16 protein-coding genes are annotated in these 25,305 nt (G+C 51.8%); 1 reads left to right on the forward strand and 15 read right to left on the reverse strand.

The genetic code is table 11. The annotated features are described in order from the left end of the window. Window positions 1-593: 593 nt before the first annotated feature. The 15 genes from rfbC to CRP40_RS14205 form a co-directional block, all read right to left on the reverse strand. Window positions 594-1,142 carry a dTDP-4-dehydrorhamnose 3,5-epimerase gene (rfbC, locus tag CRP40_RS14145; protein ID WP_027914270.1) on the reverse strand — a complete coding sequence of 183 codons (549 nt, stop codon included), beginning with the start codon at window positions 1,140-1,142 and terminating at the stop codon, window positions 594-596. Next, window positions 1,142-2,023: a glucose-1-phosphate thymidylyltransferase RfbA gene (gene rfbA / locus CRP40_RS14150; RefSeq protein ID WP_027914271.1), complete on the reverse strand. Its 882-nt coding sequence runs from the start codon at window positions 2,021-2,023 to the stop codon at window positions 1,142-1,144. Before rfbA ends, rfbC begins: the two co-directional genes overlap by 1 nt. 8 nt (window positions 2,024-2,031) lie before the next feature. Beyond that, window positions 2,032-2,937 carry a dTDP-4-dehydrorhamnose reductase gene (gene rfbD, locus CRP40_RS14155; RefSeq protein WP_027914272.1) on the reverse strand — a complete coding sequence of 302 codons (906 nt, stop codon included), beginning with the start codon at window positions 2,935-2,937 and terminating at the stop codon, window positions 2,032-2,034. Then, on the reverse strand, window positions 2,934-4,034 hold the full coding sequence (gene rfbB, locus CRP40_RS14160) for a dTDP-glucose 4,6-dehydratase (protein WP_027914273.1): 1,101 nt from the start codon (window positions 4,032-4,034) through the stop codon (window positions 2,934-2,936). Before rfbB ends, rfbD begins: the two co-directional genes overlap by 4 nt. Before the next feature lie 688 nt (window positions 4,035-4,722). After that, entirely contained in the window at window positions 4,723-5,559 is an 837-nt protein-coding gene (locus CRP40_RS21825) for a hypothetical protein (RefSeq protein ID WP_141400906.1), read from the reverse strand. 655 nt (window positions 5,560-6,214) lie between these two features. Continuing rightward, window positions 6,215-9,262, reverse strand: coding sequence for a glycosyltransferase (locus CRP40_RS14165; protein ID WP_239930214.1), 3,048 nt, complete (start codon window positions 9,260-9,262; stop codon window positions 6,215-6,217). A gap of 544 nt (window positions 9,263-9,806) precedes the next feature. Beyond that, complete coding sequence (locus tag CRP40_RS21830; RefSeq protein WP_141400907.1) at window positions 9,807-10,313, reverse strand: hypothetical protein; 507 nt, start codon at window positions 10,311-10,313, stop codon at window positions 9,807-9,809. A gap of 52 nt (window positions 10,314-10,365) precedes the next feature. Continuing rightward, on the reverse strand, window positions 10,366-11,532 hold the full coding sequence (locus tag CRP40_RS14170) for a nucleotide sugar dehydrogenase (RefSeq protein ID WP_027914274.1): 1,167 nt from the start codon (window positions 11,530-11,532) through the stop codon (window positions 10,366-10,368). Continuing rightward, on the reverse strand, window positions 11,529-12,542 hold the full coding sequence (locus CRP40_RS14175) for a glycosyltransferase (RefSeq protein WP_027914275.1): 1,014 nt from the start codon (window positions 12,540-12,542) through the stop codon (window positions 11,529-11,531). Before CRP40_RS14175 ends, CRP40_RS14170 begins: the two co-directional genes overlap by 4 nt. After that, window positions 12,539-14,446, reverse strand: coding sequence for a glycosyltransferase (locus tag CRP40_RS14180; RefSeq protein WP_158545151.1), 1,908 nt, complete (start codon window positions 14,444-14,446; stop codon window positions 12,539-12,541). The genes CRP40_RS14175 and CRP40_RS14180 overlap by 4 nt, the downstream gene beginning before the upstream one ends. Next, window positions 14,439-15,503: a hypothetical protein gene (locus tag CRP40_RS14185; RefSeq protein WP_027914276.1), complete on the reverse strand. Its 1,065-nt coding sequence runs from the start codon at window positions 15,501-15,503 to the stop codon at window positions 14,439-14,441. Before CRP40_RS14185 ends, CRP40_RS14180 begins: the two co-directional genes overlap by 8 nt. Before the next feature lie 62 nt (window positions 15,504-15,565). Further along, window positions 15,566-17,977 carry a glycosyltransferase family 2 protein gene (locus CRP40_RS14190; protein ID WP_033695000.1) on the reverse strand — a complete coding sequence of 804 codons (2,412 nt, stop codon included), beginning with the start codon at window positions 17,975-17,977 and terminating at the stop codon, window positions 15,566-15,568. After that, window positions 17,974-20,445, reverse strand: a complete 2,472-nt coding sequence (locus CRP40_RS14195; RefSeq protein WP_027914277.1) for a glycosyltransferase family 2 protein — start codon at window positions 20,443-20,445, stop codon at window positions 17,974-17,976. Before CRP40_RS14195 ends, CRP40_RS14190 begins: the two co-directional genes overlap by 4 nt. Before the next feature lie 145 nt (window positions 20,446-20,590). After that, window positions 20,591-22,030, reverse strand: a complete 1,440-nt coding sequence (locus CRP40_RS14200; RefSeq protein WP_027914278.1) for a DUF4214 domain-containing protein — start codon at window positions 22,028-22,030, stop codon at window positions 20,591-20,593. 17 nt (window positions 22,031-22,047) lie between these two features. Then, entirely contained in the window at window positions 22,048-22,929 is an 882-nt protein-coding gene (locus CRP40_RS14205; protein WP_033695001.1) for a hypothetical protein, read from the reverse strand. A 522-nt stretch (window positions 22,930-23,451) separates the two neighbouring features. Here CRP40_RS14205 and CRP40_RS14210 point away from each other — a divergent pair. Continuing rightward, window positions 23,452-25,299, forward strand: a complete 1,848-nt coding sequence (locus CRP40_RS14210) for a type I secretion system permease/ATPase (RefSeq protein ID WP_027914280.1) — start codon at window positions 23,452-23,454, stop codon at window positions 25,297-25,299. The last annotated feature ends 6 nt before the right edge of the window (window positions 25,300-25,305 follow it).

The raw sequence follows: 25,305 nt of genomic DNA on the forward strand, positions 1-25,305 counted from the left end.
GGTTGCGGCGCATAGCGCGTGATCCGAGGCCTGAACCAGGGTGTCTTCCAGGGAGTGGATGTGTTGCGGTGGGTCGGGGACGATCTTAAGCATCGCATAGTACCTTCCAATCGGGCCCCCTCCCGACTGCTGTCAAACAGAGGGAGGCAGCTGTACGTAGGTTGACAGACCGGCGGACTATGCAAGTTCCGGCGCACGCAAGCGTGCCCCACGTACAGCCGCCACAAAGCGAGCTGCGTGCATAATACCGTTACGACCTGTCAAAGCCGTGTCGTTGATGACCAACGACGCCCCGAGAGTAGAAGCGTAGAAACGAGGTCGCAATGGTAAATGCGGGGTCAGAGTATCTTTGGGAAACGGACTACAAGGAAGGGGCAGATTCTGATCTTTTTGCTTTCTGAAGCTTAAGCCTGCGTGCTTAACACCAGACTCAGTCGGTTACCGGGAAAAGCGGGCCGCTCTAATCATCGAAGCGGGTGAATCGCTCGCAAGCGTTTCTTACTAGGGCGAGCCCAGGTGCCGGGCAATCAGAACTGCTTAGGCTGCAATTGCTGACAAGGCCAAGCCTTACGTGGCTTGGCCCCGTTGCAGGATTACTCGAACACTTCAGCGTTAGCCAACGCCACGCCGAGTTGATCCTTGCCAGACAAGCTCGGGCTGAAATCAATCGGCCACTCGATAGCGATTTCCGGGTCATCCCACGCGATGCACCGCTCACTGGCAGGCGAGTAGAAATCGGTGGTCTTGTACAAGAATTCAGCGGTTTCACTCAGGGTGACAAAACCGTGCGCGAACCCTGGCGGGACCCACAGCTGATTCTTGTTTTCCGCAGAAAGTACCGCACCGACCCATTTGCCGAAAGTGGGGGAGGAGCGACGGATATCGACCGCCACGTCGAACACTTCCCCTTGGACCACGCGCACCAGTTTGCCCTGGGCATGAGGGGACAGCTGGTAGTGCAGGCCCCGAAGCACGCCTTTCACTGATCGAGAGTGATTGTCCTGAACGAAATCGGGGCGCAGGCCAGTGACTTCTTCAAACACATTGGCGTTGAAGCTTTCGTAGAAGAAGCCCCGGTCATCGCCGAAGACTTTGGGGGCGAACAGAAGGACATCAGGGATGGCCAGAGGGGTAGCGTGCATCAGAAAACCTTTTCGCTAAGCAGGTTACGCAGGTACTGGCCGTAGCCATTTTTGAGCAATGGCTGGGCAAGGCGCTCGAGTTGTTCGGCATCAATCCAGCCTGCACGGAAGCAGATCTCTTCCGGGCACGCCACCTTCAGCCCTTGGCGGCGCTCCATGGTCGCAATGTACTGGCTGGCATCGAGCAGGCTGTCGTGAGTACCTGTGTCCAGCCATGCATAGCCACGGCCCATGATCTCGACATGCAGCTGCGCTTGTTGCAGGTACAGGTTGTTGAGGTCGGTGATCTCCAGCTCGCCTCGGGCCGATGGCTTCAGGCTGCGCGCCAGGTCAACCACTTGGTTGTCGTAGAAGTAAAGGCCCGTCACCGCATAGTTGGACTTCGGCTGTTTTGGCTTTTCTTCCAGCGACAATACGCGCCCGGCCTCATTGAATTCGGCTACACCGTAACGCTCAGGGTCGTTGACGTGATAAGCGAACACAGAGGCGCCCGTTTCGCGTTGGCCCGCGTTCAACAGCAGCGACTGGAAGTCGTGGCCGTAGAAGATGTTGTCGCCCAGCACCAGCGCAGAAGTGTCGTTGCCAATGAAGGCCTCGCCGATGGTGAATGCCTGAGCCAAGCCATCAGGGCTTGGCTGCACGGCGTAGGACAGGTTCAGGCCCCATTGGCTGCCGTCGCCTAGCAACTGCTCGAAGCGTGGGGTGTCCTGCGGCGTTGAAATGATCAGAATGTCGCGGATACCGGCGAGCAGCAGGGTGCTCAGCGGGTAATAGATCATGGGTTTGTCATACACCGGCAGCAGCTGCTTCGATACCGAGAGCGTCGCGGGGTGCAGGCGTGTGCCTGAGCCGCCGGCCAGAATAATTCCTTTACGAGCCATGGGAATCCTTACTTATGGATTTCGTCTAGCATACGTTTAACGCCTTGCTGCCAGGGCGGCATTTTCAACTTAAACGCGCTTTCGAGCTTGCCCAGTGCCAGCCGCGAATTTCGCGGGCGCGGCGCGGGTACAGGGTAAGCGTCGGTATTGATCGCTGATACTTGATCAGCGTTCACTTTAAGCGATATGCCCCTGCAAAGCGCGTCCTGCAGCACTAATTGCGCGTACGCGTGCCAGCACGTTTCACCCGATGCAGCCAAGTGGTAGATCCCGGCAAGGTGAGCGTTCGCGGGCTGGTTGACCACCTGGCGCACGACATGGGCTGTAACGTCCGCGATCAGGTCAGCACCGGTTGGGGCGCCGAACTGGTCAGCTACCACGCTCAAGGCGTCCCGCTCCTGGGCAAGGCGCAGCATAGTCTTTGCAAAGTTATTACCGCGGGCAGCGTACACCCAGCTGGTGCGCAGGATCACGGCCTTGGCACCGCTGGCTTCTATGGCCTGCTCACCCTCAAGCTTGGTACGGCCATAGACCGACAGCGGGCCGGTGGCTGCGGTTTCTTGCCGAGGCTGATCACCGCTGCCGTCATACACGTAGTCAGTAGAGTAATGAATCAGCCAAGCGCCCAAGCGAGCGGCTTCACGCGCCAGTAGGGCAGGGGCCTGAGCATTGATAAGCGCTGCTGCCTGAGGATCACCCTCTGCTTTATCCACGGCTGTATAAGCGGCCGCGTTGACGATTACATCAGGCGCGAGCAAACGAACTGTGCTCGCCAAAGCATCCAACTGGCTCAAATCGCCACAGAGCTCGCCGTCACCCTGACGGTCCAGTGCGACAACTTCACCGAGCGGCGAAAGAGACCGCTGCAGCTCCCAGCCTACTTGCCCGTTTTTCCCCAACAGCAGGATTTTCACGCTTCATTTGCCCCGTATTGCTTAGCCACCCAATCACGGTACGAACCGTCCATCACGCCCTGCACCCATTCCTGATTGGCAAGGTACCAGGCGACAGTTTTGCGGATGCCGGTATCGAACGTTTCCGCAGGTTTCCAGCCTAGCTCGCGTTCGATCTTGCGTGCATCGATGGCGTAACGGCGGTCGTGGCCCGGGCGGTCTGTCACGTAGGTGATCAGCTCGGCGTAGTGTCCGACAGGCGCACCGGTCTTTTGGTTGATCACATTGCGCGCGGACGCTGGCGCCAGCTCATCGAGCAGGCCGCAGACCGTACGCACGATATCGATGTTGGCTTTCTCGTTCCAGCCGCCGATGTTGTAGGTTTCGCCTGTGGTGCCGGCTTCCAGCACACGGCGGATACCGGAGCAGTGGTCCTCGACGTACAACCAGTCCCGAATCTGCTGGCCGTCACCGTAGACCGGCAACGGTTTACCCGCGAGCGCGTTGACGATCATGAGCGGGATCAGTTTTTCGGGGAAGTGGAACGGCCCGTAGTTGTTGGAGCAGTTGGTGGTGAGGACTGGCATACCGTAGGTATGGAAGTAGGAACGCACCAGGTGGTCACTGGCGGCTTTGCTAGCGGAGTAGGGGCTGTTGGGGGCGTAGGGTGTGGTTTCAGTGAACGCCGGATCGTTTGGCGCGAGTGTGCCGTACACCTCATCTGTTGAGACGTGGAGGAAGCGGAAACCTTCTTTCTCCTGCCCGGTCAGACTGCTCCAGTGCGCACGTGCGGCTTCCAGCAGTCTAAAGGTGCCCATGACGTTGGTCTGGACGAATGCTTCGGGGCCAGTGATAGAGCGGTCTACATGAGATTCGGCTGCAAAATGGATCACGGCGCGGGGGCGGTGCTCGGCGAACAGCTTGGCCAAGAGCGACGCGTCGCAGATGTCGCCTTGGACGAAGTGATGCTGTGTGTTGCCTTCAAGGGACTGCAAATTGGCTAGGTTGCCTGCGTAGGTGAGGGCGTCGAGGTTGAGGACGGGTTCCTCATGGTGCGCGCACCACTGCAGAACGTAATTTGACCCGATGAAGCCGGCTCCGCCTGTTACTAGAATCATGAGTTAGGCCTGAATTTAAGTTGGCGTCTACTAACACTGACAGCTAAGGTCTTTCGAGTCGCTCAGCGAGCGAATCATCTACATCTGTGTCATTAATGCCGCTCAGGATACAGCACCGCCAGCAGTGATGGCTAGGTATCGCTCAGTTTCGATTTAATAGCTATCAGGGAATTGTAGTCGATTTGAGACGTATACCTGTTATAAGGTCATATTTAGCGAGCAATGGTGATGAGGTGTTAAAGATCGAGACCGCTGTAAAATGATGCTATTCAAATTATGCTGGTAAATGCTGTCGTATCACTGATAGTGGGGGTTGATGTATTTAGGTGTGGAGCGCATACCGCGAAGCAGGAAGCGGATAATCAGCTACTGATTAGATTATGGGTGATCTAGAAGCATTTTACTGTACCTAAGAGTGCATGTCGGGAGATATGGCATGAGTGTAAATGGCGCTTATACTTGAACTAGGCTGCCAGTATGGCCCATGAGTACCTAAGCCGCACGCATAGGGGCTAAAGAACAAGCTATATAAAAAGGTAATCAGAAAATTATAATGATATGTTAGTGCGGCCTTATACTTCAGGTTGGCGCCAATGGCGCCCGTCCCAAAGGTAAATGATGCTAGCGCTAATTAGATCGGATAAAGCGTTCGGCGTTATCGCTCTAAGTATATGTCTGCAAGGTAAAGTCAAAGACCGTTAGAAAAGTCCATTACTGCTCTTAACCAGCCTGACTTTGGATCAAGAGTAGGACGAGATCCAGTGCCGGTCCTAGAGCGGCTACTTCCCCAGATAATACATCCATCCGCTCCAAGGTTGCGGAGTGCTTCAAGCCGAGCTTTCATCTCATCATAATCTAACAAACGTATTGCGCCGTGCAACTGAACTTCGGGAGTTATAAATGGAATGATTTTTTTATGACTGTCATATTTTTTTGCAGCCGCTATATTATAAGAGGCATTACTTTTCCAGGAGGAAAAGTCATCGCCGCTATAGTTATACAAAGAAGGGCTGAAATAATCTACTGCCTTGGCAACGTCAGCATATTTAGCGTTCAGGTTATCATAGAAAGCACGCTTTTCCTCCGACCATATGTACGTATTTTGCGGCACTGTTGCATAGAGACCGACTAGCGCATTGGGGTTGGCTTGCTTGAAGATTTTGATTACTTGCAAATACAGGCTAGGTGTGGTTGGGTCGAATCTATTCCACGATTCCAAGTCTAAAGAAATTATGGTTGTCCCTGTCTTCGAATATTTGGCGGCAGTGCTTTTGATTTTTCTTTCATTGATTCTATTTTTGTTCAGGCTGAATTTTTCTGGAGGATCAAGTAGCTCATTTTCGTAGATTACAGCAATTCTATTAATTCCAAACTGCTGTGAGTCAGCAATAGCAGCTAAGCTCTGAGGAGATTGGCGAATGGATGGATAGGGGAGGAAAGCATGAATTTCAAAAGCTGAGCTAGAACTGCTGAAAGCTAGCATCGTTATGAGTAGGAATAAAAATCTAGCGCTTGCAAATTTCATGTATGTAAAAAACTTCATGTTTATATCGCAAATAAGTGTCAGAAGATGGGAGTGTCAAACATAGCACATTCGCCTGTCGCATACAAAGCGCGGAATGTCCTCGCGAAAATAGCTTGGGCGACGCGAGCTAAGTATGAAAATCTTCTAAACAGAAGCTTTAGGATGTTGGTGGGGAGTTCGTTAAATCCCTGATTCAGATTTCTGGTGATAACTGGATTGAGCAAATGCATTCAATCTTTCAGCTTAATGATTATAACGAATTAATGTCTGATGGTGGTAAACAATACGATTCGGTGCATGTGATTGTAGTTTCGGAAAGAGGAGTAAAATTTATTGCTATTGCGAGAAATGCCCAGTAGGGACTAAAGATTCAAATAGAAAAAGATCCATCCAATCTTACAATATGTTTAAATTAAGGTGGCTCTTATAATGAATCGAACAGACGCGAATGCTCGCTGTTTATTGACCTGCTCCGATTGAGTGAACCCAACCGGAGAACCGGCTCTAGAGAGTTTGGGATCTAGAGCCGTTAGCCGATTATGCGAGCCACAATAGACCAAAACAACTTGGAATTTTGTGAGTGTAATTTGAAGATATGCGCATGCCAAATTGACGCAAGGCATTAGCCTTCAATGCATTTAATTCTAATGCGCGTTCATGGTGTATTCTCAGCTTGGGATGCATTAAGTTCCGCGTTAAATTGCACAGTGCCAAGGATCGCTTCATAAGCTGTTCCTAGTTGCTTTGACAAACGCTTCAAATTATATTGTTTGGCTCGTTTACGTCCAGCATTACCGAGAGTGCGAATTTTTTTCGGGTTTCGACATAATTGTCTGATTCGGTTTGCAACAGCTTTGATGTCGCCATATTCTAAAACATGACCTTGTACACCGTCCTCAACAAGTTCTGGTAAAGCGCCCCAACGGTAAGCTAGAACTGGGCGGCCTGCAGCCATGCCCTCGAGTAAGGTACGTCCAAAAGTTTCTTGGCAATGTGACAGGTTAAGAATAATGTTTGCTTTTGAAACTGCATCCTGCGGGGTAGCCGTATAAGGAACAAGGGAGATATTTTGCGGCAGTTGCCCGCGCGACTCTAGAGTGCGGAGCGCGGCGATAGCAGGTGTATGCGGGCCTATCAGCAATAATCGGAGATTTGGCGTATCAGGCAAAAGTTCCAATGCTAGCTGTAGAAAGTCTTGAATGCCTTTCTTTGGTAGGTTGCTACTGACAAGGGCGGCAGTGATCTCGCCCTTATTTACATCATTAGGAATATTAAATGCTTTGGCGTCTATTATGTTTCCTGCCACATACGTCGCGTCAGGTTTGTATAAATGCTTAGCAGTAAAATCAGAGTTTGCAATTACGTAATCTGAAGCTTCCAAGATATGAGTTTTGATTTTTTCGGCACTTAAGCCGATCGATGCACACAGCTCAGCATCATGCAATGGAGATTCATGGGCATGTATTACCGAAGGTATCTTATATTCTTTGGCAGCCAATAAGGGTTCACGCATCATAATAGTGTTGACCTGCACCAAATCAACATTGTGTTCTTGAATGATGCGTCGAAACCTGTCCACCGCTAGTAAGCAGGGCGGGGTGGTGGCACTCCAAGACTGCGTGGATACGCAAGTTACTGCTATAGCACGTGAGCGTAGTGCGTCTACGTAGCTCATATTCAATAATGAAGGCACGCTTACGATGACGTTTATATGCAGGTCATTACATGCGTCAAGCACATCTAATAAACTGCGCTCAGCACCATACAATTCTTGATTCGCAGCGTGAGCGCATATCAAAATTGTGGGACTTCCTTCGCGCAGAGTGAGACTACCCTTAAGCGTTGGGTGGCGAGGATCATACCCAGCGGCGCGGCCTATTTTTTCATAATGCACAAGCGGTGAGATTCCGCTGCTACGTGCAGTTGGGCACTGTTGTAGATACCAAGCAGTATTGAAATCCGGGCCGGGTTCGCGCCCTTCAGTATACCCGTTATTGATGTAGTGCTCTCGGGGATCAACGCCTGCTTGCAATACGTCGGGATATCTTTCTAAATACCAGTTTGGATTAAATAGCGAATCCGCTTGATCATCTATAATGCTATCAGGGCCGCACTGCAATGGTTCCGATTCTTCTGCATTACTGTCTAGCGATTGTAATGGCGAACGGAGTGGTGGTTTAGCCGTCAACGTTAAAAGTTTTTTACTCTCAGCGGATTCTAAAAAAGATCTAGCCTCTGCTTCAGAATCGATTAGATGACAACCTTTGAATCCCTTTAACACTGGTAGATCATCCAGAGGGTGTTCTAATAGCTTGCTATCTATAAAAATAATGTGTGGTGCAAATATAGTCTGCTCGGCTAAAACTAGCGTTAGTTTGTTGGCAATCGCTAAGTTAAGGACGTCGGCGCTTACGTCTTTCGAGTTTGGATAACTTGGCCAGTGAAACAGGGCTAAGCGTGCGCCGCGCATTATAAGCGTGTCGAGTAAGGAGTTCTGAATATCCTTATGGATGGACTCCGAGCTTAGATCCGCTATTAAAAGCCAATCGAAGTTAGGCAATTCCGAGTTTTGTTTTTTTAGCATAGAAAGAGGCGCTGGAAAGGGGCGACTGTCTTCGCCGGGCTTGAGATATAAGGAGCTTGGATCCTCTGAACTCGAGTGCCAATGCTCCGCCAGAGATGTGTAGAGCTTTCTGAGCCCATAAAATGATGTGCGGACATGTGTGCTTGTGGCCATTGTCAGAGAGTTAGAGCACTGCCGGGCGAATACTAACGGTATACCGGGAAGCACATCGACTACAGCTGTTGGTCCATAATAATGAATTAACCGCCTGTTCAGCTCGTAGTCAGCAGCTACGCGTACTTCGTCCCAACCACCAAGGCGACGAATTGCCTCTACGCGAAACATCATTGTTGATACACTTGGTTCTATCAAGTGGTTTTCAACACGCCAAGTTTGGAAGTGTAAGCTTGAGTGGCAGCGTGCCCAGTTGGCCATTGTTGCGACAATGTTGCTATCGGCTATAAGCGGGCTGATCATCAGTTCAAGACGCTGGGGGTGAGACCAATCGTCACTGTCGTGGTTTACGACAAAGATGCCAGTAGCATGCTGCAGTGCTAAATTTCTCGCTGCGTATGAACCTTGGTTGGTGTGATGATGTAGTACTTTGATGCGTTTATCTTTTTTTGCGAGATCCAACACCCTGGTAACTGTGCCATCTGTACTGCAGTCATCTACAACCAATATCTCTAAATTGGACCAGGTCTGAGCAAGCAAGCTGAGTAACGCAGTTTGGATGAATTTTTCAGCATTATATGCTGGCATAATTACGCTGATTTTTGCTTGTCCTGCATGTGTGGCACCCACGTTGCCATCGCATTTAATATTGTCAATGGTTAGTTCAGTATCCTGATCAATTTTGACTAATGGATAGAGATTTTTTGAGGAAAATACTCGATTTATCCAATGCAACTTAAGATCAGAACTGGTCTGATCAGCAATATCATGATGAGGAAGGCATACGTTCGCCGCGGCTAAGCACAGGTCGGGAAGGATGCCTTGAGCGTTCAATTCGTGCTGAACACTTCGTCGAGCGGCTGACGGATGGCCACTATGTAATTGAATTTCTGTCGTAAGAAGGGTGTAGCCTGTACTATTTATGAATGGCGGTAGCGGGAGAGTGATCTTTTTGAGATACGTCAAGGCGTTCGACCAATCGAGCACACTAGCGTACCACCTCGCCAAAGCCCAGCATGCGTAGGATCTTTCATAATCATCGATAGAGTATTCTTGCAAACTTATTAAGTCTGGTATCGCTTTTCGTGAGAATCCACCCCACATTGCCGATTCTAGATCGTACGCTTTGAGCGGACGAGGGATGCGACCCTCTCGCAGACCATGTCTCGCGTAATGCTCATGCGGATCCATCCCCGAAAGAGCCACATCTGGATAAGTCGCAAGATACCATTCAGTGTCCAACAAGGATGGTGAGTGCGATTCTAAGACTGATTTAGACATTGGTATCTACCCGAAAATTTGCTATACCGTAATTCTGTTTCATACGACTTAATTCGTCCGTGGCAAAAATACGCTGATACTAAAACTGATACAGTTTGCCTAAATCCCAATCACATCCACCAGTATCATCAATGCTTGAAAAAATATGCAAAACTTTAGCTTGAAATCAGTATTCCCATGAACTCATCGCCCCATGATTAGTCCCGATTCCAGTTAAGCAGAATCTAGATTATTTAGCGCCAAAAATGCTTTGACATTGCAGTGATTCTATGGTCTGTGATGCCTTTTCGATCAACTCGTTTGTGTTCGCAAGGGCTGCTTCTAGAGCTATTTTATCTTCAAAATACTGCTCGAGTTCTGACTGAACTTTCGTAAGCTCAACTACTAACAGCTCATTTTCACTTAATGCTTGCCGCTCAGCGTTTTTACTGATCAGACTTTCTTTGCGAATGTCGTAAAGTTCGCGGGAAAGTCTTTGATTTTCATTGCGAAGTCGTTCTAGTTCGGGCGTTAAGTCAATCGCTACTTCCTCCTGAAGAACTGGACGTCCTGGGAGTGTGCCTAGACTAGAGGCGCTATTATCAGGTTTCTGATGGGAATAGGTGGGATTTACTGAGGCCAGAGTCGAGACTTGTCGAGCATTTGAAGTTTGGCCTGGTAGAGCTTGTTTTTGTAAGAGTTCTTCAGCCGCCTGAAGTTCAGATATTATTTGCTGTATTTTAGTGGTGATAGTCATTTTCATATCTATCCGTAACTGCGATTAGGTGCGGGTGTGCAAAAGCGAGCTATTAGTCATTCCCGAACAAGTCTCGAGTGTATACTTTAGACGCTACATCGCGAATTTCATCCTCCCACCTATTGGCAACTATGAGATCACAGGCAGACTTGAAATTTTCGAGGTTGTTGGTAACTGGTGAGTTGAAGTAAGAGTTCTCATTTAAGTTAGGTTCATACACAATAACGTTTATGCCTTTAGCCTTTATTCTTTTCATCACTCCTTGAATCGAGGCTGTTCGGAAGTTGTCCGAGCCCTTTTTCATAGTAAGTCGGTAAATTCCCACGGTGTTGGGGGATTTACTAATAATTGTTTCGGCGATGAAGTCCTTGCGGGTACGGTTAGCATCAACAATGGCTGCAATCAGATTGTTTGGCACATCTTTGTAGTTTGCCAGCAATTGTTTAGAGTCTTTCGGAAGGCAATATCCACCGTATCCAAAAGACGGATTGTGATAATGATTGCCTATCCTAGGGTCTAATCCAACACCTTCAATTATCTGTCGTGAATCAAGGTTATGTATCTCTGCATATGTGTCGAGTTCATTAATGTAAGCAACTCGCATTGCTAGAAAAGTATTAGCAAAAAGTTTGATTGCTTCTGCTTCTGTAGAGTCAGTGTATAGAATGCTGATGTCGCTTTTTAACGCGCCGTTTACTAGCAAGTTCGCAAATACTTTTGCTTGTTCGCTGTCGGATCCAATCACAATCCGAGAGGGATAAAGGTTATCGTGGAGAGCTTTCCCTTCACGCAAGAATTCTGGCGAAAAGATGATATTCGCGTGGCCCAATGTGTCTCTAAGAGTCTTTGTAAAACCTACGGGTACGGTGGATTTAATGATGATCGTTGCCAAAGGATTAATTTCTAGAACATCCCTGACGACTGATTCCACAGACGACGTATTAAAATAGTTGGTCACTGGGTCATAATCAGTGGGTGTCGCAACCACCACAAAATCACTGCCAATGTAAGCGTCTTTTTTAGAAAGCGTGGCGCGAAGATTAAGGACCTTATTTTGCAGGTAATCTTTGAGGCAGGCGTCCTCAAGATGTGAAATCCTGTCGTTAATGGCATCTACTCTCTCCGAGCGAATATCGAGCGCCACTACTTCATTGTGTTGAGCTAAAAGCACAGCGTTGGACATGCCAACATAACCAGTACCCGCTATTGCAATCTTCATGATTTGGCGCTATCCAGTTTTTCAGTCAATTCGCGAATTTGTTTCTCACGAAGTTGAATTCGGTTATTCAAATGAGTAATCAGTGCCATCCAAGGGCTACTACTTTTACATACTTCTAGTTTTTGTAAGTCTTCACTGTCCATCAGCTCAATAGATGAGTATAGTCTAGAGATGTATGAGAATTGCTCGAGCGTATTTCTGCCCATGACAGCAGGTAAATTTTTATGATAGGGAGAGCCTACCGAGTCGTTTGTTGTACTCAGAGTCCTAAAAAACATGGGCTCTTTAGCTTCGACGATCGTAGGATAGTATTCATCGATCTTCATATGGTTGCCAAGATTGTAGACGTGAATAGTTTTATTATCAGCCAGACCATCCGAGGATTTATAGGAATTGAGATAAGCCATTCCTGCAGAGAACTTAGGGAAATAATTGTGACGGATATCACTAATCTGACACGACTCGGAGTTCCAATAGCCTTCAAGCCCGTACGCGAATGATACTGCGTATCCGGTGAGACCTGGATGCATATGTTCACTTAGCTTTTGAACAAAATTTGCACTCAGGCCATCATCGTCATCTAGTCTAACTGTAGCAAGTAGCCCCTGGCTCGTGTTCTGCGTCTTCTTGTTGATTTCAAACTTCATTGCTTCATTTATATTTCTGAAGTCGTGATCTATACCCGAGCCAGAATCTATGGTTACAAGATTGAAGTCTATTGCGGTGGCATTGGCACTGCGGATCTTATCCTGTAAATTCCTCAGTCGCTCTTTGGGTAACAAATCTGAAAGCATTATGAGAACCGAAAAAGTGACTTCGGGGTCCGAAACTTTCTGGCAGCAAATTGAGCTGAGAGTGATCTTATCAAAAGTTTCTTCTCTGATATCCAACCTTTCGTCGCTCAAGATTTTTTCGACATGTTTTTCAAAGCCTTGCTCAGCGGCTCTCCATGCGGCACTGTTACGTTGTAGTATTGAATAGCGAATTGCAATAATTATGTGTTTATTCACTGTTGTGCCTCCAGACTTTCACTCTGCAAAGGGATATAAACTAGCTGCGAGGCGTTTTCTTTCTCTAAACTTGCCTGGAGGTTGATACCCAGCCTGCGCATTGATGAGTTGACAACAACTGCCGTATTCTTCATCTGTTCGCCGTAGTTCACGACGGACGTATTCTGGCCGTGCAGTCGGCGACGATATCCAACAACGTTCAAATGCTCTGCTTCAGATACTTCACATAATTTTAGGTACATGTCGTAATCAACAGCATTTCGAATGCGCTCGTTGAAGCCAGATGTTCGCCGCCAATAGCGCTTTTTGAACATCCTGAAATGATGTGCGATCATCGCTGTTAACATTTTTTCACGTGTGAATACTGGATAGTTGTAGCCCTGCTCGATGCGGCCATCCGGATACTCATTCTCGTATGTGGTATAAACCAATCCTAGATTAGGTTTCTTATCGAGAAGCGCTACACACTTTTCCACTACGTCTTCGGCAAGGTAGTCATCACTATCCAGCTGACCTACATAAATACCCCTGCACAAACTCAAAGCTGCGTTTGAGGCCTTGCCGATACCTCCGTTTTCCTGTCGAATCCATCGAACACGAGGGTTGTTAGAAAAATATCGCTCCAATATTTTGGGAGTGTCATCTGTGGATCCGTCATCGCAGATGCATACCTCCAGGTCTGTATACGTTTGATTCAGTGCGCTATGTATAGCGTCGCAAATAGTATCGGCGCAGTTATAGGCTGGGATGTAAATGGAGACTCGCGGCACATAATGGAAATCTTTTTTAAATTTGCTCAAATGCCTATAATAGGGGCATATTGTACTGAACAGCTCACCACTTATTTCTTTGCCGGCGCTGCGGTCAGTTTCATTTTCGCCTCCCTCTGGCTCCTGATGGTAGGCCAAAGCATCCATTACGGGTATGAAGTACTTTCCATCATTGAAGAACCTATAGCCGAGCTCTGTATCTTCGAAGCCCCAAGATATGAAGCGCTCATCAAAGCCGCCAACTAGGCTAAAATTCTTTTTAGAGAATGCAACGTTCCCACTAGCAAACGTCCTAAAAGGTAGCGACTCTGTACGAAGATTTTGAGTGCGTTCGAATATCTCCAGTCGCCAATCGACGGAATGAGATCCTTGGATTTTACCCGCTACATTGTTGTTAGTTACGATCTCTTTAAATCGTTCCTCCAGGTTGGCATCACTAAGGATTTCATTCACATGAACATTGCTCATGTCAATGTACTTCCTCGGCCCAATTAGTATGCTGTCGTCAAGCGTCTTCCACCATTTCGCGTAATTTTTAACTAGATGTTTGGACGGGAACATGTCTACATCTAGAAGTATTATTAGGTCGTTCCTAGCGATTTGGATACCATTGTTTCTCGCAGCAGCCGCTGTAAAACCAACGTCTTTATGCCATGAATATCTGATGTTAAGAACGTCGTCAAATTCGCGGATGACGGCCATTGTGTCGTACGAGCTGCCATCATCCGTCACGATTACTTCTATGAGGTGTTTCGGATAAGTTTGCCGAGCTAGCCCTGCCAAAGTCCTTCTTAAGGGCTCGATTCTGTTGTAGGTCAATATTATCACTGAGATCTTGACTTCGCTTCCGGCTGGATCGTTGTCAACATTTGTGATGAGGTGCGTGTAATCATTAGCAAGGCCTTCAATTGGAGGAAGCGGCCGAGCAACTGGAAAATTTCTAGGTATGTTTTTGAATCTACTTAAATCTTTATCTACAGGTACAGTCTTGCACTTAAACGGGATGTAATTAATTGGATACGATGTGCCGCTTTGTTTTCTTCTTTGATAATCAATTAGGAAATCTAGCGCGCCTATCGCGCCTAGGCGCGCTCGCCGCTCTTCAAGGGAATCAAGGTCGAGTGTATTAGGCATTGTGCTTGTCCGCTTCATTGCTGATTTCACGTTTAATGTTTGTGTTGACGTGGGCCGCTTCAATGGCTTTTTCCAGTCTTCGGGTTGACCGTCTATGGGCTACCAATGCTGACTCAGTGCTCTTGCTGCCGGTGTGTTGGATTTCAGCGGCAATTAAATCATTCACCTGCAAGCTTGCGTACGCATTGGTTGGATCAGAAGCTAGCACTTGGAGTAGTAAGTCTATGGCTTTAATATGGTCCTGTCTGGCGATCAGTCGCTCTACCCTGTGTGGTAACAGTTCCAAGCGTGCTGCATGCAGACCCACCGCTATATTTCCAACTTTAGGGAGTGCCTCTGCAAAGGCTAAAGATTCTTCTGCGGCAGTGTAATCACTGAGAAGTCTTTGGCAAATGCTCATGCCCAAGTGCGACCAACTGAAAGCGAAATTCAGCCCTGCGGCTCGCTGATATAGATCGAGAGCAACAGTTGTGTTTCCCTGCAGAAGATAACTTTCAGCTAATTTGCAGATGCAGAATGCGTTTTCGCCGAGCACTTTGCTCAAAGCTTCCCACGCGTATCGGGCATCATCGTATTCGCCCGTTTCTTGAAGAAGACTTGCAATGCGATAAGCTTGCATTATCTTTGTTTTTGCTAACTTATTCGATTTGCTAGTTGCTGCTCGGTACAGCTCCGAAACGAAGTCCTCACCCTCAGTCCGTGATATCACCGGATATAGGACTTGGGCAGGTTGAGGGGGCAAGATAAGGTTGGAACCAGTAATCAGCACGTTATTGGTAGTATTTCGTGCTTGAAGTGTATGGGTTTCGCCATTGAATAGCTCGTATGACAGTTTTATTTGGAATAGATGGTAGCCATCCCCAACCCCGGCTTCTTCTAGGTCCTGTCTGTATCCATCTGCTGTACCACGACCTACGACGTTGCCGTTGCAGAGTATTTCTACAGCTACTCGCTCAAGCGGATTTCCAGGATCCACAGCCCATCCGTACGCGAAGCCTCCATCGACATAGTCGAAGTGGCCGACAATTTGGAGCTTTTTGGTTGATTCAATCGGCATAACTGCATCCGAGCATTAAAGGTGGACGTGCTGAGAATTAAGTGTTTCAGCGCGCGTGAAAGTTACGATACTATTTGGTCCTTCTTTTCTATCCCTCTGTGGAACCTTGAGTGCATGGGTTGGGGGGGGATAGCAAGGCCGCCATAAGGACCGCTCAGGTAGTCATGGCTTAATCCAGGGTGGTAACAATCATCTACTTCGCCAGTCAAGGACCATTTGTTCATAAAACCAATCTGCTCGCGCTTGGCTCTCGACTGCTTTTCGTTATTCGAATCTTTGCCTCTGCTGGCTGACTCAGCATGGATAAGTTTGGCAAAGGGGGTCCACAATATTCGATATCCTACGGCCCTTACTTTCAGGCACATGTCAACATCGTTAAATGCCACAGGGAAAGCTATTTCGTCCAAACCATTGATTTGTTCGAAAATGTGCTTGTGGACTACCAAGCAAGCTGCAGTTACCGCACTTTGTTGTAGGGCTAATTGGTTCCTGCCCAAGTAGCCAGGGTCTCGATCTTCATATGTATTACCGCAGTGAGCAGCGAGGCCGTTGACTCCAACAATGACGCCTCCGTGCTGAACCATGCTATTCGGCCACAAAAGTTTTGCACCCGCTGCTCCTACTCCGGGCCTCATCACCTGCGCGACCAGTTCTTTCAACCAGTCGCGCTCGATCACTTCAATATCATTGTTCACCAAGCCAATCAGTTCGCCGGTGGCAATACCCGCTGCGCGGTTATTGATAGTCGAATAATTGAAAGGGTAAGGATGAGGTAGCACCTTGACACCGCGGGTGCTTAGTTCAGCGAGATAGGCTAGAGTAAGCGGATCACTTGACTGGTTATCGACCACGATGATTTCAAGATTGGGGTAGTCAGTGCCTTTCAACAATCCCTCAATACAGGCGTGCAGTAGCTTGTACTGATCCCTAGTTGGCACGATAAGACTCACGCGTGGCAGTTTCGTTGGCAACGGCCAGTGCGCCCTGCAAAGCGCTGGGTAGCCTGCCACTTGGCTGATCGTGGCGCCAGGCGCAATCTGTTGACACAGCCATCCAATAGCTTTTGCCCGTTTAGGGCACGGCTCAGGCTGTTCGGGGCTTGCCGTTGCATGGAAAGCACGGTGGTAAAGCACTCGAGGCAGATGTGTGACCTGCGCATTAGAGTTTTCTGTGGCTAAAGCAACTCCGGCCGTGAGATCGTGCCAGTTTACTATGCTCCGCTCTCCGTCGGCCTTGAGCAATATCATTGCTTGTCTGATGATGCGGGCACTGTATATTGCTCCGGGAGAAAATATGTCAGCGCCGATGAACAGGTCCATGTCCCACACCGGTTTCAGCCACGGCAGGCTGCGTTCACCTTGAGGGCCATCACGATCGCAATCCGAATACGCCCATGCGCTGCCATCGTCAAGCAAAGCGCTCAACTGCGCCAACGCAAACGGCGCCAGACGATCACCTGCCATTATCGGCAAGATGCGATCACACCCGTCTTCAAGCAACTGCACTAAGGCTGGCAAAAGATCGTCAGGCGCACTAGTGGCCACTTTGTGAACGTCGGAGCGGTAGTGCCCAAGGCTATCAACGCTTATTTGCTCGAGTGTATTATTGCCATCAGTTAACACCAATAGCCCTAGCGTGCCTCGAAGCTCCGGCGTCGTTTCGCTATCCAAGCGCTGAAACGCCTCAAACCACTGCGGATAGTGCTGCCACCCAGCGCTTTTGGGAAGGCGCAACGTTTGTTCCTTTGCAACTTGAGTAAGCAGAGTCAGGGTTGCATTATCATGTGCCGTATCCAGTTGCCGGAGCAGTCCTTCTAAACCCTCTGGGCGACAGCATAGGCGAATGGGGCTACCTACAAGCACTTGGCCAAGATCATTTACGATTTCTAGTACGTGCAGCCTTCCATCGGCCAATTCCCAGGGCAGATCAATTGAGAAGCCGTGTTTGCTGGACATCCGATAGGCCAAGGCTTGATTGTGCTCATTACAAGCGGCCTTACTAACCACTTGATCGCCTTCTCGCACCGTCACTTCAACATATCTATTGGGAGATTTCGGATCCCAGCACCAGCCAGCCACACGCAGACCGCCCGTGTGCCAAACCTGGGACGCGATACCTGCGCTGTCCTCACTAGGCGGGACCGGCAGCGAGAGTTGTCCTTCCAACACGAAAGTTTGGTTAGCAATTTGAGCGGTAATCAACCGTGCCTCATCAAGCCAGCGTTGGCGTAGCTGCACTGCAAAACCGTGGTACTGGTCGCCTGCCGGCGCACTCGGCTCATATTGGTCAGCCCGCACCAGTGCCACGCTTGCGCCGTCAATGAATATCTCGACGATCGGACGCTGTTCTTGCTGCGTATTGTCCATCGCCCAACCATGCAGTACATCGCCTTGAAGACCGAGTATGGCCCCGCTGAAGTGAGGTTGAATGGCGGACACTTCCGTCTGCGGTTGTTCCATAACATGTTCGGTCATTGGGCCAGGCTCAAGGTCAAAGGCAAATTGATAAGGTCGATTGTCCCTCTGTCGCTTCTCAGCGGGGTAGGGCCGGCAAACAGTGGTACGCCCAGTTGGGTCGCCAAGCCATGCGCCATCCAGGCACGGCCAGAATCCTTGGTTAAGCTCAGTACGCCATCACAGCCAGCGGCTTGGGCACGCTCCGCCAGACTGAACCCTTCCACTTCTGGTAAAAGCTGGACTCTCCCGGTGGCCTGCAACTGATTCAGCCAAGGGCTATCGGCGTGCGCAAGCAAACGGATGGGTAGCCCGGCCTGGCTGATGTGACGAGCGGCATCCAGCCAGGCATGGGCAGTTCCCTGATCGCGCAGGCTGTCACCGATCATCAGCGAATGCGGCGCATGCGTTGGAGCCTCGTTATCAACCGGTGTTGCCTCCACCATTAGCTTGGCGCCAGGCAACGCATCGCTATAAATGGGCTTCAGCCCCGGCCACGGCACCATGACACTTGCAGCCTCGCGGGCAAACCGTTGCCAGTCGTAGTCGCCTTGTTGATCGAGCAACCGGTCATCACGGCACTGGATGCTGTACGGAATGTTCAGCACTGCCAACAGATCACATAAGCCCACCGGGCACCGCGCCAAGTGCTCATACACGATTGCCTCCAATGGTAGATTGCGCAGGCACTCGACCAAATGGGTGAAATCGTTCGGCAGCTCGAATTCAAGATTCAGCGGTAGAGGGTTTAATGGAGCGGTCAACAACACCCAGGTGCTGTGGCTGCTCTGGCGATAACTCAAACTGAAGCCCGCTTCTGCCTCAGAGCCATCTTGAATGCGGAGCGTATGGTCAGTACCCGGTTGCCAGCAGGCATTCCGCTGATTTACCGGCTTACGCGTCAAGTGCTCAAGGCGAGCCTGCTGCAGGGCCTGGCGTGCAGGTTTGATGGGGTCGCGCAGGCAAAATGCTTTATAGCGCGCCGATGCTTCGGGGTAGCGTTTGCGCAATGTGGCGTTGTTCATTGCCACACGCAGTACCTTCTCGGCCCCGAACGAAATGCCGCCCTGGTGCGCCACAAACACATTGGGCGCGCCCATATGGCGCCAACCGTGGCTGCGGGCGCGCAGGCACCAATCGGTTTCTTCACCATAGCCGCGGGCCAGGTGCACCTCATCGAGGTAGCCCACCTCATCGAGTGCCGCCCGCTTGATGTACAGGCAAAAGCCGCAGCCCGTCTCGATTTCCACCGGCGGGCTGGCGACTTGGCGGGCCAATTCATCCAGTTCGGCCTGCGCCTTGGCGCTGGGCATGTCGTGGCAAATCTGGCTGCGTGGGAAGCTCATCAACTCGCCGTTGTTGGTGAACGGCGTCACCGATGCAATGCGTTCGTCGCTATAGGCCACTTCACGCAAGCGATCCAGCCAGGCACCGTGCACGCGGGTATCGGCATTTAGCCACACCACGTCCTTGTTCGGGCTCAGGGCCATGGCGCGGTTCATCGTGCGGATGAACCCAAGGTTCACGGCGTTTTGTATCAGCGTGATCTTGCCTTTGGCAGCCAGCACTTTAAGTGCCTTGGCCAGCGCTGGGACGGGCGTCTTGTCTTCGATGACCACCAGGCGATGCGCAGTGCGGTTCAATTTGCGGGCGTCCAGCGCGCTGTTGATGCACTCCAGTGTTTCTTCGAGGCCGTTATAGACCGGGATCAGCACATCCACCGGGTTGTTTTCGCCACCACCCGCACTAGCAGGGGGGACGAAGACCGGCATGGCGTAAACCGGGCTGCCGAGTAGGGGGGTGCCATTGGCGAACTGCAGCGTAACCGCAGGCGTTGGGTTGGGCACGCTCACCCGTAACCCGCCATGGCTTGCTGGCAGGCCTGCTGCGCTGAGCAGCGGATGGCTGACGCTTGCGGTCGCGTTAATGCGCCCGCCGTTGGCTTCGATTTGAATAGAGGCGGGCACTTGCAGGTTCTGCAAATCGACTGCCCAGCCCTGGATTTCCTTCTGATCAGGCAGATAACGCACAACCCCGACAGTACTGGGAGCATCGCTTTGTGCGGCAAGCAGCTTCAGCACAACCGCCAGCTCTTTGCCTGTATGGATATCGGGCAGGTGGGCCAGAATCATCCGTCGCACGTCCGCAGGTGTTTCCGAAAGGCTGCGGGCCTCCCAGAGGGTCAGGCGCAGGCCAAGGTCATTGGGCTGAAGTTTCCAGGCGTTGGTCAGGTAGCGCGTGGCCAATGAGGGTTGGTCTTGCGCCAGCAGGCTACGCCCCACCAGGGCGTGGATATCTGCCCGCTCGGGCAGGGCCTTTGCGGCCTCGGCAAAAAATAAAAAAGCCAGCTTGGGCGTCTGCGGCAAGGCCGCGATGCCTTTCCATACGAGTGCTTCGGCCCGGTACTCGGGAATCTGCAACGCACGTTCGAGTGCAGTTGCCGCCGCGTCGTGCTCGTTGGCCTGACGGTGGCGGTGGAAGATGTCCATGAGCGTTTCTCGCCCATGGTCGAGTTGTCTGGACATAAGCTTGGCTTGGCTGCAAAAAATAAAAAGAAGGGCGACTCGAGAGCCGCCCCCTTTGGCATACCCCCGGCCTTGCGGCCGGGTGTACGTTTCGCTACGACAGGGCTAGTTACACTTGGCCGTGCAGTACAACGACGTTGTCGATGTTTGCGATGGCTTCGTTGGAACCAACGATGCCCAGGGCCACGTCGGCGTGAGTGCCGCCGTTGTCCAGGACAGCTTCCCAAGCAGCTTTGCCAGTTGCATCGGCTTCGCGGCCCAGTGCGGACTGGTACAGGGAGTCGATGAAGTCGCTGTTGGACTTCTGAGCAGCTTCAGCCGAGCCAACGATGCCAGCGGCCACTTCGGCGCGGCTGGTGCCGTTGAACAGCTGGGATACCCAAGCGTCCAGGCCTTCTTGCTCAACTTCGCGGCCCAGTACGTTTTCGTACAGTTCGCGGACGAAGTCACCGTTCGACTGATCCAGCTGGATGGCTTCGTTCGACAGAGCGATACCAGCAGCTACGTCGTTCAGGTTGCCACCGTTGGCCAGCACGGCTTGCCATGCGGTCGAGCCTTCTTCATCAGCGGCGCGGCCCAGGATAGCCTGGTACAGCTCGTTGATGTCTTGGGCCGAAGCTGCGCCAGCGAACTCAGCCGAGTTCAGGAACTGGTTGGCAATGTCGGTCAGCGAAGTGCCTTCGCTTACCAGGGCGGTGAAGTCTTTGGCGCCGGATGCATCAGCGTCACGACCCAGGATGCCTTGGTACAGGCGCAGGGCAGCTGCTTCTTCGTCGCTGTGAGCCAGGGCTACAGTTTCGGTGGTGTCACCGTTAACGAAGGTCAGGAACTCAGCGTCAGTGATGGCGGCAGTTTGGTTGCCGGTCAGGTTGACGTTGAAGTTGTTGCCGACGGTGAAGGTGTAGTCGTCGCGCGAACCGTCCAGCTGAACGATGTCGAAGCCAGCGCCAGCGTTGACGATGTCAGCGTGGTCGCTGCCGCTCAGGATGATGGTGTCATCGCCCGAACCGGTGGTCACGTTGTTGTTGCCCAGGCCAGCGATAACGGTGTTGTTGCCGTTGCCGGTCACGATGGTGTCGTTGCCGTCGCCAGCGTCGATCAGGGTGTTCTGGTCGCCTTTGACAGTGATGACGTCGTCACCGTTGCCAGTTGCAACTACCAGCTCGATGGCCGAGGTATCAACGGCTGGAGCCAGAGCAGCAGCGAAGGTTTGAACGTCGCCAGCAGCTGCTTGACCTTGCAGGTCAACAACCAGGTTGGCATCGCTCTGCAGCACGTAGGCGCTAACGCCAGCGGCTTCGGCAGCAGCCAGGTCGACAACCACTTGGTCGCCTTGGGCGCCTTCGACTTCGCCGAGAACGATGTCAGCTTGGCCAGAAGTTGGCAGCTGAACAACGTTGCCTTCGATGCCGGCGATGTTGACGTTTTCAACGGTGTCCAGGTTCAGCAGGCTGCTGATGGCAGCGATGGTGTTTTCGGACAGGTTGGCGCTATCGGCGTTCAGGGTGTCTTGCAGAGCGCTGCTCGACTGAGGGCTATCGTATTGCATGATGTATTCCTGTTACTTCAGGCCATGTGGCCCGCTGCAATAGTATTCTGCTCGGACGCAGAGTTTTCCCACGGAGACTTAAGGCGGGCAGCGTTCATCTTCGTTACGGGTGTTAGGGCGAGGTGCAAGGCCACCAGCGGCTCGTTGCCGGTGGGGCCGTGCATCATCTGATTCGCGACCAGGCGTTGTGGTTCCGTATTTTTGAAAACAACAAGGCCGGTTAATTCGTAATGCTTGCGCAGTGGGCCTACCAGGCTGAAACCAACACAGATCAGCGGTAGCCCCTGGCCACGGGCACCGACTGTGGTGCCTGTCGAGACATTGCGGCATGGGCCGGAGCCGGCCACCATGCAGGTATAAAGAAGGTCGACACCGACAGGCTTTTCGGCCCAGTCGATGGCGAAAGAATCGATAAATTCATCGGCGCCCGGCTCGCCAACCCAGCCTTCACCGGACACGACTTCGCCGCTTTGGCTCAGGTGGGCGGTTAAGGTAATCGGCAGCGGCTTGGTGCTGGCGGCGATGGCTTGCGAAGGGTCGGTGCTCGCCACGACTGCGAAGGTACGCATGATGGCGGGGGAGGTGTCGATGCGATCAATGCGCAGGTCCACAGGCTCGATCACTTCGTCGAACATGTGGTACTCGGTGATCAGCACGGTGGTGACACCGCCTTTAACCCGGGCGACGATGGTGTCGCCAAGCTTAGTCAGCATGTTTTTGCTGACGCCCTCGGCGGGGAAGAAGTCGATGGAGCCTTTACCTAGCGGCGCTTGTTGTAGCGCGATGCAGACAGGTTTGTCTGCCGGAGGCTGGGAGGCGTACCTGAAGATATACATGCCCGGTTCGAGCAGGGTGACCCGGGAGCTGATTTTCAGGCCGTCCAGGGTTTGCGAAGGCATAGACATGGCGTTGTTAAGCTCCTTTTAAGCAATAACACTGGTAGCTAACGTGCTCAAACCCGTGCATACACTGAACTGCCATTGAAGGCTCCTTGCGAGTGGCGAAGATGCCGCCGGAGGGGGAAGATGTCAACCAAGAAATCTAAAAAAAAATTCATATCAGTGGGGAACTTAGCTATAAGCGGGACGATCTTTCGCCGCTTTTTGTACATAACTGAGTAGCAGGGTAGGACGTTGCTAGTTTCAAAAAATTCGCCTGAAATCAAAGACTTAAGACATTGGCATGCAGACATGGCTAGTTTTGGTGGTTTTCTGGCGTCTAGTTTTCGCCGGTTTCAAGGTATCTAGCCGTTTGTCACTCTGACCGCTCAAGCAACTGCCTGTTTCCGTTCTGATCAAACATTTCATGAAATTCTACTGTTCGTCGCTGAACAAAGCGGCTCAAGGAGCAATCTGACACGCTGCCTTCTTTGGTGGGTGTTACACTGCCCGCCGCTTTCGCCACTCCTCAGTACGGACACCATGAGTTATCAATCCGAAAACACTCTGCAAGCCGCCCTTAGAGCCTGCAAAAGCAGCTTCCTTTCGGTAGGCTTCTTTAGTTTCTTCGTCAACGCACTGATGCTGGTGCCCACGTTCTTCATGATCCAGGTATCGGGTCGCGTGGTGCCCTCTAGCAGCACCTCCACCTTGCTCATGCTTACGCTGATCATGACCGTGTTGGTCGCGACAATGGGTACCTTGGAGTGGGTGCGCTCCCGCATCATGGTGCGCATCAGTAATCGCCTGGATGTGATGCTCAGCCGCGACGTGTATAGGGCAAGCTTCAAGCGTGCTCTGAATAGCGGCGGCTCTGACGCAACGGCGCAGTCCCTTAACGATCTCACCTCGCTACGTCAGTTCTTTACAGGGCCAGGGCTTTTTGCATTTTTCGATGCCCCATGGTTCCCCATTTATACCATCGTGATGTTCCTGTTCCACCCATGGTTCGGCTGGATGACCCTGTTTTGTGGCGCAGTGTTGACTGTGCTGGCTTTCGTAAACCATCGGTCTACTGGCGGTGCGTTGGCCGAAGCGAACAAGGAAAACGTAGCGTCCAACGTGGTAACGAACCGGACCCTGCGTAATGCCGAGGTCATCGAGTCGATGGGTATGCTTGATACCCTGATGAACCGGTGGGCCAAGCGCCAGCGCAACATCATGCTGTTGCAGTCCAATGCCAGTGATAAGGGCAGCGTGATCAGTTCTACCTCCAAGACATTCCGCATCTGGTCGCAGTCCATCATGCTGGCACTGGGTGCTTATCTCGTTGTGACGCACGAAATCAACCCCGGCCTCCTGATGGCAGGTTCACTGCTGTTGGGCCGCGCGCTGTCCCCCATCGACCAGATGATCGGCAGCTGGAAAGGCTTCGTCTCCGCGAAAGTCCAATACGACCGCCTCAGCAAAGTCATGGACGATCTGAAAAACGAACCTGAGCGCATGCCGCTTCCAGCGCCGGAAGGCCACATCCAGGTCGAGAACCTGATCGTCGCCCCGCCTGGCGCCAAGGCCCCGGTCATCCGCAGCATCAGCTTCGTGGCCCCGGCCGGTTCCATCGTCGGCATCGTCGGCCCAAGCGCCGCCGGTAAATCCACGCTGGTGCGTGCCCTGATGGGCATCTGGCCCCCACAGCACGGCGTGGTCCGCCTCGACGGCGCCGATATCGCCACTTGGGACAAGCAGGCCCTTGGCCCATACGTCGGCTACCTGCCGCAAGACATCGAGCTGTTCGAAGGCAGCATCAGCGAGAACATCGCCCGTTTCGACAAGATCGACCCGGAAAAGGTAGTGGAAGCGGCCCAGATGGCTGGCGTGCACGAGATGATCCTCATGCTGCCCGATGGCTACGACACGGTAATCGGCAGCGACGGCGTCAACCTGTCCGGCGGTCAGCGGCAGCGCATTGGTCTGGCCCGTGCCATTTATGGCAACCCCCGTCTGGTGGTGCTCGACGAGCCTAACTCCAACCTCGACGATGTGGGTGAGCGCGCCCTGGGCGTGGCCCTGCAAAAGCTCAAGGCAACCGGTGCCACGGTCTTCATCGTCTCGCACCGCCCCAACATCCTCACCCGCCTGGACCGTATTCTGGTCATGTCGGGCGGTACCATTTCGCTGTACGGCGAGCGCGACCGCGTGATCGCCGAGCTGGCAGCGCAACAGGCTAAAGGCCAGCAGCGGGTCGCTCAGCCCGCGCCTGGCCAGCCCCCGGCCGCGCCGCCTGCTGCACCCAATGCCACGCCACCGGCCACTCCGCCCGCTGCACCCAATGCCGCGCCGCCCGCAGCCCCCGCTGCCGCGCCTGCCACCACCACCAGCACCGGCGTGTGAAAGGAT

The sequence above is a fragment of the Pseudomonas sp. URMO17WK12:I9 genome, from assembly GCF_900230165.1.
GTDB lineage: Bacteria > Pseudomonadota > Gammaproteobacteria > Pseudomonadales > Pseudomonadaceae > Aquipseudomonas > Aquipseudomonas fulva.